The organism is Cupriavidus sp. UGS-1, assembly GCF_021213615.1.
In the GTDB taxonomy this organism is placed as follows: Bacteria; Pseudomonadota; Gammaproteobacteria; order Burkholderiales; family Burkholderiaceae; genus Cupriavidus.
Genome location: NZ_JAJQJF010000008.1, coordinates 107,653 through 122,811, shown reverse-complemented (window position 1 = coordinate 122,811; position 15,159 = coordinate 107,653). Strand labels below are relative to the sequence as shown.

Annotated in this window: 16 protein-coding genes; 12 read left to right on the top strand and 4 right to left on the bottom strand. The window is 67.9% G+C overall.

Translation table 11 applies throughout. From position 1 onward, the window contains the following. Positions 1-101: 101 nt before the first annotated feature. The 7 genes from glgX to LRR16_RS12780 all read left to right on the top strand — a co-directional run bounded on the left by glgX (position 102) and on the right by LRR16_RS12780 (position 7,410). Entirely contained in the window at positions 102-2,291 is a 2,190-nt protein-coding gene (gene glgX, locus LRR16_RS12810) for a glycogen debranching protein GlgX (protein WP_232206164.1), read from the top strand. Between the two features lie 195 nt (positions 2,292-2,486). After that, positions 2,487-3,473 (top strand): tripartite tricarboxylate transporter substrate-binding protein, encoded by a 987-nt coding sequence (locus tag LRR16_RS12805; RefSeq protein WP_064574951.1) that lies wholly within the window; start codon positions 2,487-2,489, stop codon positions 3,471-3,473. 327 nt (positions 3,474-3,800) lie between these two features. Then, complete coding sequence (hslV, locus tag LRR16_RS12800; RefSeq protein ID WP_023264983.1) at positions 3,801-4,337, top strand: ATP-dependent protease subunit HslV; 537 nt, start codon at positions 3,801-3,803, stop codon at positions 4,335-4,337. 117 nt (positions 4,338-4,454) lie between these two features. Continuing rightward, complete coding sequence (hslU, locus tag LRR16_RS12795) at positions 4,455-5,786, top strand: ATP-dependent protease ATPase subunit HslU (RefSeq protein WP_232206163.1); 1,332 nt, start codon at positions 4,455-4,457, stop codon at positions 5,784-5,786. Positions 5,787-6,041: 255 nt separating this feature from the next. Then, a complete protein-coding gene (locus tag LRR16_RS12790; RefSeq protein ID WP_006576302.1) occupies positions 6,042-6,626 on the top strand; it encodes a hypothetical protein in 585 nt (194 codons plus the stop codon). Between the two features lie 130 nt (positions 6,627-6,756). Beyond that, entirely contained in the window at positions 6,757-6,960 is a 204-nt protein-coding gene (locus tag LRR16_RS12785) for a CsbD family protein (protein WP_023264984.1), read from the top strand. Positions 6,961-7,092: 132 nt separating this feature from the next. After that, positions 7,093-7,410, top strand: a complete 318-nt coding sequence (locus tag LRR16_RS12780) for a hypothetical protein (protein WP_232206162.1) — start codon at positions 7,093-7,095, stop codon at positions 7,408-7,410. Positions 7,411-7,491: 81 nt separating this feature from the next. On the opposite strand, the gene LRR16_RS12775 is transcribed toward LRR16_RS12780, so the two are convergent. Continuing rightward, positions 7,492-8,118 (bottom strand): response regulator transcription factor, encoded by a 627-nt coding sequence (locus tag LRR16_RS12775; protein ID WP_231906337.1) that lies wholly within the window; start codon positions 8,116-8,118, stop codon positions 7,492-7,494. Next, positions 8,115-9,470, bottom strand: coding sequence for an ATP-binding protein (locus LRR16_RS12770; protein ID WP_232206161.1), 1,356 nt, complete (start codon positions 9,468-9,470; stop codon positions 8,115-8,117). The genes LRR16_RS12775 and LRR16_RS12770 overlap by 4 nt, the downstream gene beginning before the upstream one ends. A 303-nt stretch (positions 9,471-9,773) precedes the next feature. On the opposite strand from LRR16_RS12770, the gene LRR16_RS12765 reads away from it, so the two are divergent. Then, positions 9,774-10,247, top strand: coding sequence for a copper chaperone PCu(A)C (locus LRR16_RS12765; protein WP_006576297.1), 474 nt, complete (start codon positions 9,774-9,776; stop codon positions 10,245-10,247). Between the two features lie 74 nt (positions 10,248-10,321). On the opposite strand, the gene LRR16_RS12760 is transcribed toward LRR16_RS12765, so the two are convergent. Beyond that, positions 10,322-11,257 carry a LysR family transcriptional regulator gene (locus LRR16_RS12760; protein WP_006576296.1) on the bottom strand — a complete coding sequence of 312 codons (936 nt, stop codon included), beginning with the start codon at positions 11,255-11,257 and terminating at the stop codon, positions 10,322-10,324. A 97-nt stretch (positions 11,258-11,354) separates the two neighbouring features. Between LRR16_RS12760 and LRR16_RS12755 the strand changes: the two genes are divergently transcribed. Beyond that, complete coding sequence (locus tag LRR16_RS12755; RefSeq protein WP_023264985.1) at positions 11,355-11,861, top strand: DMT family transporter; 507 nt, start codon at positions 11,355-11,357, stop codon at positions 11,859-11,861. Positions 11,862-11,913: 52 nt separating this feature from the next. Here the strand turns inward: LRR16_RS12755 and LRR16_RS12750 are convergent, their stop codons facing one another. Next, positions 11,914-12,162 (bottom strand): cysteine-rich CWC family protein, encoded by a 249-nt coding sequence (locus LRR16_RS12750; RefSeq protein WP_232206160.1) that lies wholly within the window; start codon positions 12,160-12,162, stop codon positions 11,914-11,916. Between the two features lie 199 nt (positions 12,163-12,361). Here LRR16_RS12750 and argB point away from each other — a divergent pair, with 199 nt between their 5' ends. The 3 genes from argB to slmA are packed head-to-tail and all read left to right on the top strand — an operon-like array spanning position 12,362 to position 14,978. Next, complete coding sequence (gene argB / locus LRR16_RS12745) at positions 12,362-13,279, top strand: acetylglutamate kinase (protein ID WP_006579752.1); 918 nt, start codon at positions 12,362-12,364, stop codon at positions 13,277-13,279. Positions 13,280-13,332: 53 nt separating this feature from the next. Next, complete coding sequence (locus LRR16_RS12740; RefSeq protein ID WP_370646802.1) at positions 13,333-14,307, top strand: pyrimidine 5'-nucleotidase; 975 nt, start codon at positions 13,333-13,335, stop codon at positions 14,305-14,307. Further along, entirely contained in the window at positions 14,304-14,978 is a 675-nt protein-coding gene (slmA, locus tag LRR16_RS12735; protein ID WP_232206159.1) for a nucleoid occlusion factor SlmA, read from the top strand. The genes LRR16_RS12740 and slmA overlap by 4 nt, the downstream gene beginning before the upstream one ends. The last annotated feature ends 181 nt before the right edge of the window (positions 14,979-15,159 follow it).

Below are 15,159 nucleotides of genomic sequence, written 5' to 3'. Positions count from 1 at the left end.
CGCCGGCAAATATGGGAAGCGCCGGCCTGCGCGCCATGGCCGGCGCCCGGGCATGCGCCGTGCTCCGCACCATCCGTTTCCACACGGGAGTGCCGCGCGCCATGTCCAACTACACCATCAGCGAAGGCTTGCCGTTTCCCCTGGGCGCCACCTGGGACGGCGACGGCGTCAACTTCGCGCTGTTCAGCGCCCATGCCACCAAGGTCGAGCTGTGCCTGTTCGACCAGAACGGCGAACGAGAGGTCGAGCGCATCGCGCTGCCCGAGTACACCGACGAGGTCTGGCACGTCCGCGTGCAGGGGCTGGCACCGGGCGCCGTCTATGGCTACCGCGTGCACGGGCCCTATGACCCTGCCAACGGCCATCGTTTCAATCCCAACAAGCTGCTGCTCGACCCCTATGCCAAGGCCTATGTCGGCGAACTGCGCTGGGACCCCGCGGTGTTCGGCTATCGGATGGGCGAGGACGACCTGAGCTTCAGCGACAGCGACAGCGCGCCGTTCATGCCGAAATGCCAGGTCGTGGACCAGGCCTTCACCTGGGAGCACCCGCTGAGCGTGCGCGTGCCGTGGGAGCGGACGATCTTCTACGAGACTCATGTGCGCGGCTATACCAAACGCCATCCGGCGGTACCGGAGGCGATGCGCGGCACCTTCGAGGGGCTGGGACAGCGCGTGGTGATCGACCATATCAAGGCGCTGGGCGTGACCTCGGTCGAGCTGCTGCCGATCCACGTCTTCCTGAACGACAGCCATCTGCTGGACAAGGGGCTGACCAACTACTGGGGCTACAACACGATCGGCTTCTTCGCGCCGGATCCGCGCTTCTTCGCGCGCGGGCCGGGCGCGGTGGCGGAACTGAAGCAGATGATCGACCGCTTTCACGAGGCCGGGCTCGAGATCATTCTCGACGTGGTCTACAACCACACCGCCGAGGGCAGCGAGCTGGGCGCGACGCTGTCGTTCCGCGGCATCGACAACCTGTCCTACTACCGGCTGATGCCGGACGAGAAGCGCTATTACATCAACGACACCGGCACCGGCAACACGCTGAACCTGTCGCATCCGCGTGTGCTGCAGATGGTGATGGACAGCCTGCGCTACTGGGTTACCGAGATGCAGGTCGACGGTTTCCGTTTCGACCTGGCCACGATCCTCGGGCGCGAGCCCGGCGGCTTCGACTATGGCAGCGGCTTCCTGAAGGCCTGCCGGCAGGATCCGATCCTGTCCAGCGTCAAGCTGATCGCCGAGCCGTGGGATTGCGGCCCGGGCGGCTATCAGGTCGGCGGCTTCCCCGCCGGATGGGCCGAGTGGAACGACAAGTTCCGCGACACGGTGCGCGACTTCTGGCGCGGCGAGGAGGGCGTCGCGCCGGAACTGGCGGCGCGCGTCACCGCTTCCGGCGACAAGTTCAACCACAGCGGGCGCCGGCCTTGGGCCAGCGTCAACTTCATCACCGCGCACGATGGCTTCACGCTGCACGATCTGGTCTCGTACAACGACAAGCACAACGATGCCAACGGCGAGGACAACAACGACGGCACCAGCGACAACCGCTCGTGGAACTGCGGCGCGGAAGGGCCGACCGATGACCCCGACATCGTCGAGCTGCGCGAGCGCCAGAAGCGCAATCTGCTTGCCACGCTGCTGTTCTCGCAGGGCACGCCGATGATGGTGGCCGGCGACGAGTTCGGCCGCACCCAGCAGGGCAACAACAACGCCTACTGCCAGGACAACGAGATCAGCTGGGTCAACTGGGAGATCGATGAGCGCGGCCGCGCGTTGATCGACTTCGTGCGCAAGCTGACGACGTTGCGGCGCGCGCTGCCGGTGCTGCGGCGGGGGCGTTTCCTGACCGGCGAGGTCGACGAGGAACTGGGCGTGGCCGACGTCAAGTGGATCAGCGCTGCCGGCGACGAGCTGACGCCGGAACACTGGGACGACGCCTCCATGCGCTGCTTCGGCCTGGTCATCGACGGCCGCGCGCGCGCCACCGGCATCCGCCGTCTGGCTTCGGACGCGACGCTGCTGCTGGTGTTCAACGCCTATCACGACGTGGTCGAGTTCACGTTGCCGCAGATTCCCGGCAGCGACCAGTGGACCTGCCTGATCGACACCAACATGCCGGTGCGCGAGGAACTGCCGGAGTTCTCGTCCGGCGACGTCTACCAGGTCACCGGCCGCTCGGTGCTGCTGTTCGCGCTCGAGGCGCGCGGCTCGACGCGGCGCGTGTTCGAACGGCTGGAGGGCGTGCTGACGGAGGAGGCCGAACCAGGTCCCGACCGCCAATGACATCGAGCGGGGGCCGCATTGGCGAGTGACGTGCGGCCCGCTTCTGCCCGGGTATTTCCTGATATTTCAGGCAAGTCGCCGTTGATAGCATGGCGGCTCCAAGCCGCGACCTCCGGTGAGGCGGCCCACGCCGCCACGGTGGCCGGGCGGCATGGCAGTCTGCACGACGGGAAGTCGGGGAAATCAGGAGAAATAATGAAACACGTTGCAAAAACCGTGGCCGCCGCCCTCGCGGCCGCCGCACTGGCTCTGCCTGGCGTGGTACAGGCGCAGGACTATCCGGGCAGCCGGCCGGTCTCGGCCGTGGTGCCGTTCGCCGCAGGCGGTCCGACCGACAAGGTGGCGCGCGAGCTGGCGCAGGTCATGTCCAAGCATCTGGGCGCGACCATCGTGATCGAGAACCTCGGCGGCGCCGGCGGCACGATCGGCGCGAAGAAGGTGGCCCAGTCGAAGAACGACGGCCACACCGTGCTGATCCACCATATCGGCATGTCGACCGCCCCGGCGCTGTACCGCAACCTCGGCTTCGATCCGCTGAAGGATTTCGAGTACATCGGCGAAATCGCCGACGTGCCGATGGTGCTGGTTGGCAACAAGAACCTGCCGCCGAACACGCTGAAGGACCTGCTGCCGTACATCAAGGCCAACGCCAGCAAGCTGTCGCTCGCCAACGCCGGCATCGGTTCGGCCTCGCACCTGTGCGGCCTGCTGTTCCAGAGCGCGATCCAGACCGAGCTGACCACGGTCCCGTACAAGGGCACCGCGCCGGCGCTGACCGATATCCTGGGCGGCCAGGTCAACCTGATGTGCGACCAGACCACCAATATCGCCGGCCAGCTGAAGGCCAATGCGCTCAAGCCCTATGCCGCGATGCAGCCGCGCCGCGTCGAGGCGTTCAAGGACATCCCGACCGCGGCCGAGCAGGGCCTGTCGAACATCGAGGTCAAGATCTGGCACGCGATGTACGCACCGAAGGGCACGCCGCAGCCGGTGATCGAGAAGCTGTCGGCGGCGCTGCAGAAGTCGGTGACCGACCCGGGCTTCCGCGCCAAGATGGCCGAGCTGGGCGCCGAAGCGGTGCCGGCCCAGCGCGCCACGCCGGATTCGCTGAAGACCTTCCTCGGCAACGAAATCAACAAGTGGACCCCGGTGATTCGCAAGGCCGGCGTCTATGCCGACTGAGTCGATGCGACACTGACCGACTGACCGACTGACCCACTGGCCGCTTCGCCGCCGCTGCTTCCGGCGCGGCGCAGCGGACCGGAGCGGTACCCGAGGCCACGCGTAGACGCGTGGCCTTTTTGTTTTTGCATGGTGGAAAGCGGACTTCGGCGGCGCAATGACTGGAGCAGGGGCCGGTGCGGCCGTCCAGCCCGTCTATATTGGGAGACGCGGGCGGCGCGAGGGCGAATATGGGGCGAACAAGCCGCGTCGGCGGTGGCTGCGCCCGCTCTTGAATTCCGTCAGGCCGTCGCCAAGTAGCTGCCTGAACCCAACTCAGAAGCCACCATGGAACAGTATCACGGCACTACCATCGTCAGCGTCCGGCGCGGCAACCAGGTTGCCCTGGGCGGTGACGGCCAGGTCACTCTCGGCAATATCGTGATGAAGGGCACCGCGCGCAAGGTGCGCCGCATCTACAACGGCAAGGTCCTGGTGGGCTTCGCCGGCAGCACCGCCGATGCGTTTTCGCTGCTGGACCGCTTCGAGGCCAAGCTGGAGAAGTACCAGGGCAACCTGACGCGCGCCGCGGTCGATCTGGCCAAGGACTGGCGTTCCGACCGCGCGCTGCGCCGGCTCGAGGCGATGCTGATCACGGCCGACCGCGACACTACGCTGGTGATCACCGGCAACGGCGACGTGCTCGATCCCGAAGGCGGCATCGCGGCAATCGGCTCGGGCGGCGCCTATGCGCAGTCGGCCGCCAAGGCGCTGATGGAGAACACCGAGCTGTCGCCCCGGGACGTGGTCGAAAAATCGCTGGGCATCGCCGGCGAACTGTGCATCTACACCAATACCAATTTCGTTATCGAGACGCTCGAGTGAGCGTCCGCCTCACGCTTTCCCGCACGTGACGCCCGCCGGGCGCACCACCGCGCCGCAGGGCGCCGTGGCGGCGCCCTGACCGGCCCTCATTGAACGGATACCCGGATACCGAGACCCATGTCCCACACCATGACTCCGTCGGAAATCGTTTCCGAACTCGACAAGCACATCATTGGCCAGAACAAGGCCAAGAAGGCCGTCGCGGTGGCACTGCGCAACCGCTGGCGTCGCCAGCAGGTGGCCGACCCGCTGCGCCAGGAAATTACGCCGAAGAACATCCTGATGATCGGCCCGACCGGCGTCGGCAAGACCGAGATCGCGCGCCGCCTGGCCAAGCTGGCCGATGCGCCCTTCATCAAGATCGAGGCCACCAAGTTCACCGAGGTCGGCTATGTCGGCCGCGACGTCGACACCATCGTGCGCGACCTGGTCGAAATGGCGATCAAGCAGACGCGCGAATCCGAGATGAAGAAGGTGCGCACCAAGGCCGAGGATGCCGCCGAGGACCGCCTGCTCGACGTGCTGCTGCCGCCGCCGCGCGACATCGGCTTCGCCCAGCCCGAGGAAAAGGATTCCAACACGCGCCAGGTCTTCCGCAAGAAGCTTCGGGAGGGACAGCTCGACGACAAGGAGGTCGAGCTCGAACTGGCGGCCGCGGTGCCGAGCCTGGACATCATGGGCCCGCCGGGCATGGAAGACATGACCGAGCAGCTGCGCAGCATGTTCGCCGGTCTCGGCCAGGGCAAGAAGCTGCGCCGCAAGATGAAGGTCAAGGAAGCGTTCAAGCAGCTGATCGACGAGGAAGCGGCCAAGCTCGTCAATGACGACGACCTGAAGCAGAAGGCGCTGGCCAATGTCGAGCAGAACGGCATCGTGTTCCTCGACGAGATCGACAAGATCGCCAGCCGCAGCGAACTGGGCGGCGGCGAGGTATCGCGCCAGGGCGTGCAGCGCGACCTGCTGCCGCTGGTCGAGGGCACCACGGTCAGCACCAAGTACGGCATGGTGCGGACCGACCATATCCTGTTCATCGCGTCCGGCGCGTTCCACCTGTCCAAGCCGAGCGACCTGATCCCCGAACTGCAGGGCCGCTTTCCGATCCGCGTCGAGCTCGAATCGCTGTCGGTGGCCGACTTCGAGGCGATCCTGACGCAGACCGACGCCAGCCTGACCAAGCAGTACCAGGCGCTGCTGGCCACCGAGCAGGTCGAGCTGGTGTTCGCGCCGGACGGCATCCGCCGCTTGGCCGAGATCGCCCACTCGGTCAACGAGAAGGTCGAGAACATCGGCGCGCGCCGGCTGTACACGGTGATGGAGCGCCTGCTCGAGGACCTGTCGTTCCACGCCACTCGTTCGAGCGGCGAGACCGTGACGATCGACGCCGCCTATGTCGACGAACGGCTCGGCGATCTGTCGGCCAACGAGGACCTGTCGCGCTACGTGCTGTAAGCCGCAGCGATTGTCCCGGCGCCTGTGTCCGAAGTGCGCCTTCCCAGCGATGGGAAGGCGCATTTTTTTTGGTCCCCGAGACACCCGCCAGTGAAGTGTGGTTCTCATGTGGGAATCGTCTTACTCCCCTTTCGGAAGCCCCCGTCTGCTTGCAAAAGCGCACCGCACATAACCTTCATATACGACGAGACAGCAAGGCGGACGCCAACGTCGCCCTTGCAAACTCGAACCGTTCGACAACGACAGGAGCGCGACATGATGAAGAAATGGCTGTCTGCTGCAGTGTGTTCGATGATGGTTGCCGCACCGGCCGGCTTTGCGCTGGCGCAGAGCGCGCCGTCCGGCGCCCGTGCCGACTATGACGCCGCCGTCTCGCGGGCCGACGCCGACTACAAGAACGCCAAGACCCGTTGTGACGCCATGAAGGACAACGCCGAAGACGTCTGCGAGGCCGAGGCCAAGCGCGATCGCGACGTGGCCAAGGCCGAGGCCGAAGCGCGCCGCGATGGCACCGAAGCGGCCCGCGCCAAGGTCCTGAAGGTCAAGGCCGACCGCGAGTACGAAGTCGCGAAGGAACGCTGCGACGACAAGAAGGGCAACGACAAGGACGTTTGCGTGAAGGAAGCCAAGACCGCGCATGAGAAGGCGCTGGGCGAGGCCAAGACGACCCGCGCGGCTGCCGGCGGCGGTACGCGCACCGATGTGGCCGAGGCGCGCCGCGAGGCTCGCAAGGACACCAGCGACGCGGCCTACAAGGCGGACAAGGAGAAGTGCGACGCGATGTCGGGCGACGCCAAGGACCGCTGCGAAGCCGACGTCAAGGCCAAGTACAACCGCTGATCCATCAGCAATCCATCAGCAAGCGATCAGCAAGCATCAGCAATGGGCCGGCCGCGGCTGACGCGGCCGGTTCCGTCCCGACGCGGCAAGCAAAGTCGCCAACGCATCAATCGACATTGAGGAGCGGATCATGAACTGGGACCAGATCGAAGGGAAGTGGGAGCAGGCCAAGGGCAAGGTCAAGGAGAAGTGGGGCCAGCTTACCGATGACGATCTCACGCAGATCAACGGCAAGCGCGATCAGCTGGCCGGCAAGATCCAGGAGCGCTATGGCTACACCAAGGAGCGCGCCGAGGAGGAAATGCGCGAGTGGGAGCGCGACACGCGCTGGTGACATCGGCCCGTGACATCCGTTGACGGCCGGTAAGCCAGGTAAGCGTTGGTAAGCACGCTGGCACGGCCGCCGCGACGATGAGAAGCTTGCGCCTCGTTGGGCTGCAGTATGGCCGTAAGCAGGAGGTCCAAAATGAAGCATATCGGTTTGATGTCGGCAGGCGTGTTGGCGGGGCTGGCCGGGGCCACGGCGTTCCTGTGCGCCGTGCCGGATAGCAGCGAAGCCACGCGCATCGATGCCGCGGCGGGCGACGGCAGGGTCAAGGTCTCGCATGCCTTGTTTGTCAGCGAGTCCGCCGAGTACGGCGCACGCTCGAACCGGCATGCGTTCGATGCATTGCGGGTGGGTACCGGAGGCATGACCGGCGCGACCGGCACGACGGACATGGCCGATCGTGCAGCCCACGGCGGCGACGACCTCGGCTGGGACTACGTGCAACTGCGGCTGTGAAGCGGCGCGCGGTGATGGCCGTGATGCGATACATCAAGGAGGGCCTGCGAATGCAGGCCCTTTTTACGTTTGCTCGGCGCGCTAGCGCGACACCGGCCGCTTGGCGAGCTTGCGCTGCAGCGTGCGCCGATGCATGTTCAGCGCCCGCGCTGTTGCCGAGATGTTGCCGCCGTGTTCGGCCAGCACGCGCTGGATATGCTCCCACTCCAGCCGCGGCACCGACAGCGGCAGCGGATCCTCGAGCGCGGCCTCGGCAACCACTTCCGAGATGCCGGATTTCAGCGCGGCGAGGATCGAATCGACATTGGCCGGCTTGGCCAGATATTCGTCGGCGCCCTGTTTGACCGCCGCCACGGCGGTGGCGATGCTGGCGTAGCCGGTCAGCACCAGGATGCGCGCGCGCGGCAGCATCGCCCGCAGTGGCGCCACCAGCTGCAGCCCGGAGTCGGCGGGCGCGGTTACGCCGGCCGCGGGGCCGGCGGCCAGATGCAGGTCCAGCGTGACATAGCGGAACGCGGTCTTCTCGGCGAGCGCCAGCGCCTGGTGGCGGTTGTGCGCGATCTCGACCGCAAAGCCCCGCCGCGACAGCGCGCGTGCGAGCGTGTCCGAGAACACCGGATCGTCATCGATCACCAGGAAGGGTGCGCCGGCGTCGCCGTTGCCCGCGGCAGCGGCAGAGGAAAGGGAAGCGGTCGACGTCAAGTTCATGCCGCGTGCTCCAATGAGTCGCTGATCGCCGGCAGCCGCAGCTCGGCCACGGTGCCGCCTTCGGGACGGTCCTGCCACAGCAGCCGCCCACCCATCTGGCGCGCCACGCTCTGCGCCAGATAGGCGCCGATGCCCTGGCCGCCGTGCGTGCTCGCCACCGGCGCTTCGCCCAGCCGCGCGCGCAGCGCCGCCGGCATGCCGGTGCCATCGTCGATCACGCGCAGCACCAGTTCGCTCGGTCCGCTCCGACGATCGAGCGCGATCGACAACCGCAGCGGCAAGTCGCCGCGTCCGGCGGCCTGCTGGCTGCGGGCCGCGTTGTCGAGCAGGATCGTCAGCATCTGTCCGGTTCGCGCCGGCTCGACCGGCACGTCGGTGGCATCCGGCGCGATCGTGGTGTCGACCCGCGCCTGCGGATGGCGCAATTGCCAGCCGTCGGCGAAGGCGGGCAGCCAATGTCCGACCGGCTGCAGCGCGCTGGCGCGGTTCGCCTCGCGCAATCGCGCCAGGATGCCGCGGCATAGCCCCAACTGCTGCTCGACGGTATCCAGGTCCGGCAGGTAGTCGCGTATCGCGGTACCGCCGCGGGCCGCGTCCGCCGCGTCGGCGCGCAGCTCGCCAGCGATCACGGCGAGCGTCGACAGCGGCGTGCCGATCTCGTGGGCGACCGTCGCCGCCTGCGCGTTCAGCGACTCGACCCGCGCCTCGCGCAGCAGCCGTTCGCGCGCATCGGCCAGTTGCGCCTCGCGTTCGCGCAGCACGCCCGACAGCCGCGCGACGAACAGCGCGATCATCACGGCGCTGGCCACGAAGTTCAGCCACATGCCGACCAGGTGGTAGACCACCGCGTTGTCGGGGTTGTGCAGGTGCAAGGGCACGTATTCGAACAGCATCAGCGAATAGCAGGCCAGCGCGTACAGCGCCAGCGCGACCACCTGGCGCCACGGTACGATGGCCGCCGCCAGCGCCAGTCCCGGCAGATAGAACGAGACGAAGGGATTGGTGGCGCCGCCGGTGAAGAACAGGATCGCCGACAGCGCGGTCAGGTCGACCAGCAGCTGTCCCATCAGCTCGGCATCGCCCGGCACCGAGCCGGCGCGCGCATGCTGGCGCAGCCGCCAGGCGGTCAGCAGATTGAACAGCGCCTGCAGCACGAAGATCGTCAGCAGCGGGCGATAGGGCAGTTGCAGCGCGGCCAGCGTCTCGGCCCAGACCAGCAGCAGCCCCTGTCCGCCGAGGATGGCCCAGCGCAGCCAGTACACGCGGCGCAGGCTCAGCAGGCTGTCTGCGCCGAAGCCTTGCGCGCGGAGGGATTCGCCTGCGGGTGGGGCGGCGTGGGCGGTCATCGTCATGCCGCGAGTGTAGCAATGGCGCCGCCACCGGCCGGCTCGTGCGACACCATGCCGCATTGGTCACGCGGCGGGGCGCTGCCAGACTGGCGGATTGCATCGCGTGGGTCTCCATGGCCTGTTCGTGCCCGCCCTGACCCCGCCGCGGTTCATGGTCTAATCGCGCTGTTACGGGGCCATTTACCCGACCATCTACCCGACCATTTACACGACCGGTCACACGACTGTTTGCACGACCATTCACGCGGACTTCCCGCCTCCGCCAAACCGCCTCGATTGAACGAATTGCACCGAGAAAGGATAGAGATGCAAGCCAAGCTGTTCGCCGCCGCCGCTGCATGCTGCGCGCTGTTTTCCACCGCTGCCTCCGCGCAGATCGACATCCGCAACGCATGGGCGCGCGGCACCGTGCCGGCGCAGACCGCCACCGGCGTCTTCATGACGCTGCACGCCCACCAGAACGCGCGCCTGGTCGGCGTCTCGACGCCGGCGGCCGCGACCGCCGAGGTGCACGAGATGAAGATGGAAGGCAACGTGATGCGGATGCGCGCGCTGGACGCGCTGCCGTTGCCGAAGATGGAAGACGTCGAGCTCAAGCCCGGCGGCTACCATGTGATGCTGCTGGGTTTGAAGGCGCCGCTGAACGTCGGCGACAAGGTGCCGGTGACGCTGAAGTTCGAACAGGGCGGCAAGCTGATCGAGCAGCGCGTCGAAGCCGAAGTGCGCGGGCTGACGGCGCCGGCTCACGGCGGCGGCGCCGCGGCCAATCACAAGCACTGACGTCACGCTTCGCCGCAACGCCAGCGGATCGCACCGGCGCGAAGCCGGCCGGTCCGCGGCCGAACCGCCGGGTATCAACCGCGCAGGCTGATCGCCTCGTCCAGCCCCTGGCCCGCGCCGACCGCCAGCAGCCGTTCGCGCAGCCACGCATGCCCCGGATCGGCATCGTTGCGCTCGTGCCAGATCGCGCTGAAGGTGAAGCCGGGAAACGCGAACGGCGGCTCGAACACCGCGAAGCGCGGATCGTCTTCCAGCGCCGCCAGGCTGCGGCGCGCCGTGGTCAGGACCAGGTTGGTGCCGGCGATCAGCGCCGGCGCGACGCTCCAGTGCGGGACCACGCAGGCGATCTTGCGGCGCCCGCCGTGCTTGGCGATCGCTGCATCGATCGGATCGACCTTTGCGCTGTGGGCGGCCACCAGCACGTGCGAGCGCGCCAGGTAGGCAACCTGGTCCAGCCGCCCGTGGTCGCGCACCGTCGCCGCATCGACCGCGCAGCCGTACTCCTCCTCGAACAGCGCCGCCATCCTGACGCCCTCGGGCTGATAGACGAACACGCCCAGCGCCAGATCGATCTCGCCATCGGCGACCTGCGCCGACATCGCTTCGCGGCTGCCCTGTGTCACCACCAGCTCGATGCCCGGAGCGGCCTTGCGGACGGCGCGCAGCAGATTGGGCAGCACCACCATCGCGCCGTAGTCCGACATCGCCAGACGGAAGGTGCGCCGGGCCGTGGCCGGCTGGAAGCCAGACGGACCGAGCAGGATGCGCACCTGTGCCAGCGCCTCGGCCAGCGGACCGGACAGTTCGTGCGCCCGCGCGGTCAGCACCAGCCCGCCCTGGCCGCGCACCAGCAAGGGGTCGTCCAGCAGCTGGCGCAGCCGGGCCAGCGCGTGGCTGACCGCCGGCTGGCTCAGATGCAGCCGCAAGGCGGCGCGGGAAATATGACGCTCGGCCAGCAGGGCCTCGAGCACGACCAGCAGGTTCAGGTCGACGTTGCGCAGATTATTCATGCGGCGAATATTAAACGTTCGAAACGAGAATTGGAAATCCATCCGGCGTAGGGGCAGACTGGCGCGGTCTCGTTTTCGCAAGCATCGAGGAGGTCGCATGTTGTCTTCGTCCCATCCCGCCGCCCCGGCCCTTGCGGCCGCGGTGCCGGTGCTGATCGCCGCGCTGGCCGGCGCCATGATCCCGCTGCAGGCGGGCGCCAATGCCGCGCTGGGCCGCGCGCTCGGGCATCCGTTGTGGGCCACGCTGGTGTCGTTGCTGGTCAGCCTGGCGGTCGTGGTGGTGCTGATGCTGGCGCTGCGTGTCGGTCCGCCGGGCGCCGGCTGGGCGGGCGGGCCCGCGTGGATGTGGATCGGCGGCGCGGTCGGCGTGTTCTATCTGACCGCCGCGCTGATGCTGGCGCCGCGGCTCGGCGCCAGCGGCTTCATCGCGGCGGTGGTGGCCGGCCAGATGCTGGCGTCGCTGTGGATGGACCATGCCGGCCTGGCCGGCTTCGCGGTGCGCGAACTCACGGCGCCGCGGCTCGGCGGCGCGCTGCTGATCGTGCTGGGTGTGGTGGCGATGCAGTGGAGCGGACCGGCGCGCGTGGGCGCGGCGCTGGATTGAAACGGCGGGACCGATGGGAAAGCCAAGCCCATGACCGGCTCCCTGTCCGTGTTCACTGTCCCGCTTGAGCCTGCCGCGCGCGCAGGCAGTCCGGACACAGGCAGTGCTGCCCCGGCACGATCAGCCGGGCCGGCAGCAGCGGCATCGTCGCACACCAGCAATGCGGCAGGCCGGCGGCATGGCCGCAGACGAAGCGCGCGCCGCAGGCCGCGCACTGCTCGACCGGCCGCAACTGGCCGGTCAGCACGGCAGCGGGGCCGGTGTTCGCGTCGGGGCTTTTCGCAGCGCCTTCTGCTGACATCGCGGTGGCTTCCGTTGGCGTAGTTGTTGCATGAAAAGAACGGCCGATGGGCCCCCGGACGCACCGTTGGCGCCCCGCGCAGGGTCCGGTCGGCCCTGTCGCTAGCGTGGCACCCCGTTTCTTGTAAAATTCGGGCGCCTGCCGCGGGGCGCCGGATGCGCCGCGTTGCCATGATACCTGTCGATTTTCACGGATTGCCATGACCTCCGATACCTCCGGGCCCACCGCAACCGCAGTGGCCGCCATCGCCCCCGCCCTCAAGGCCGAGATCCTCGCCGAGGCGCTGCCCTATATCCGCAAGTTCCATGGCAAGACCATCGTGGTCAAGTACGGCGGCAATGCGATGACCGAAGAGAAGCTCAAGCATGGCTTCGCGCGCGACGTGATCCTGCTGAAGCTGGTCGGCATGAATCCGGTGGTCGTGCACGGCGGCGGTCCGCAGATCGACGAGGCGCTGAAGAAGGTCGGCAAGGTTGGCACCTTCATCCAGGGCATGCGCGTCACCGACGAAGAGACCATGGAAGTGGTCGAGTGGGTGCTCGGCGGCGAGGTCCAGCAGGACATCGTGATGCTGATCAACCAGTACGGCGGCCAGGCGGTCGGCCTGACCGGCAAGGACGGCGGCCTGATCCGCGCCAAGCGGCTGAAGATGCCGGACCGCGAGAATCCCGGCGCGTTCATCGACATCGGCTATGTCGGCGACATCGAGGCGATCAATCCGGCGGTGGTCAAGGCGCTGCAGGACGATGCCTTCATCCCGGTGATCTCGCCGATCGGCTTCTCCGACGACGGCCAGGCCTACAACATCAACGCCGACGTGGTAGCCGGCAAGATGGCCGAGATCCTGAAGGCCGAAAAGCTGGTGATGATGACCAATATCCCCGGCGTGATGGACAAGAAGGGCAATCTGCTGACCGACCTGTCCGCGCGCGAGATCGAGGAGCTGTTCGCCGACGGCACCATCTCGGGCGGCATGCTGCCGAAGATCTCGTCGGCGCTGGACGCCGCCAAGAGCGGCGTGAACTCGGTGCACATCATCGATGGCCGCATCGAACATTCGCTGTTGCTTGAGATCCTGACCGAGCAGGCGTTCGGCACCATGATCCGTTCGCACTGACGTACCGCCACCAGGCGCCCGCCGTCGCCGCGGCGGCGCGGCGCCTTCCCCTCGTGCCTTCCCACGCCTCCCGCCGCTCCCCCCACCGCCTGCGGCATCGCCCGGCCGGCAACAACGCCGGCGACACGGTCTGGCTGTTCGATCTCGACAACACGCTGCACGATGCCTCGCACGCGATCTTCCCGGCGATCAATGCCGCGATGACCGCGTACGTCGCGCGCGTGCTCGGCTGCGACGAGGCCACCGCCAGCCGCGTGCGCGTCGACTACTGGAAGCGCTATGGCGCGACGCTGCTCGGCATGATCCGCCATCACGGCGTGGACCCGGCCGACTTCCTGCGCGCCGCGCATGAATTCCCCGACATCGCGCGGATGGTGCGCGTGCGCCGCGGCCTTGCGAAGCAGCTGCGCCGCCTGCCCGGCCGCAAGGTGCTGCTGACCAACGCGCCGCAGGACTACGCCCGCGCGGTGCTGCGCGTGGCCGGCATCGAGCATTGCTTCGAGCGCGTGATCGCCATCGAGCAGATGTGGGTCCATGGCGATCTGCGTCCCAAGCCCGATCGGCGCATGCTGCGGCGTCTGCTGGCACGGCTGCGGATCGCGCCGGGCCGCGCCGTGCTGGTCGAGGACACCGTCTCGCATCTGAAGCGCTATGCTGGCCTGGGGATACGCACCGCGTGGATCACCGGCTATCTGCGCTCGATCGCGCCGAGCCGGCCGCATGACATACCGGCGGGCGCGGCGCGCGATGCCGCGCAGCAGGCGGCGCTGCGCGCCGAGGCCCAGCGCCATCCCCACGACCGCGACGCCGATCGCGCGGCCAGGCAGGAGGCGGTGACGCTGGTCGCCGCGGAGAACCAGGCGGCCCGCGCACCGCGGCTGTCGCCCGAGGCGCAGCAGGCCGATCGCAACGCGGCCCACACCACGGTACGCACGCGGGCCCGCATGGTGCACCGGCCGGGCTATGTGGACATAAAAGTACAATCGGTGCATCAACTCCATCGACGAATGCGGAGAAACGGGTCATGACGCAGAGCAACGAGGCAGCCGCGCCGGCCGCGAACGCGGACGAGCGCAGCCGGCAGGGCGAGGGCGGTGGCGCTGCCGAGGCCGTGGTCGCGCGCAAGCGGCCGCGCCCCGGCGAGCGGCGCGTGCAGATCCTGCAGACGCTCGCCGGCATGCTCGAGCACCCGCGCTCCGAACGCATCACCACCGCCGCGCTGGCCGCCCGGCTCGGCGTCTCCGAGGCCGCGCTGTACCGGCATTTCGCCAGCAAGGCGCAGATGTTCGAGGGGCTGATCGCCTTTATCGAGCAGACCGTGTTCGGCCTGATCAACCAGATCACCACGCAGGAGGAGCACGGGCTGCGCCAGGTGCAGGCCATCGTGCGGATGCTGCTGTCGTTCGCCGAGAAGAATCCGGGCATGACGCGCGTGCTGACCGGCGAGGCGCTGGTCGGCGAGCATGAGCGGCTGCAGGAACGCATCAATCAGCTGGTGGACCGGATCGAGGCGTCGATCCGCCAATGCCTGAAGGTCGCCGCGACGCAGGGCGCGTTTCCGGCCGACGCCGACGTATCGGCACGGGCCGCGCTGATTGTCGCCACGGTGCAGGGGCACTGGCATCGCTATGCCAAGAGCGGCTTTCGCAAGCTGCCGGCCGGGCAGATCGACGCGCAGCTGCGCGTGCTGCTGGGCTGATCCCCGTAGCCGGACTGCGGCCGTCGATATTCATCTCCGCGCGCCCCTTCTGCCGACTTCAGCTGATGTCTATCGCTTTGCTCTATAATCTGCCGGTCGCGCCGATTTGATGACTGGCTTGCGGGCGCGCGGCGGGGAAACTCCCCGCCACTATAAATGCGGCTAAAGAGGTTGGTCGGCG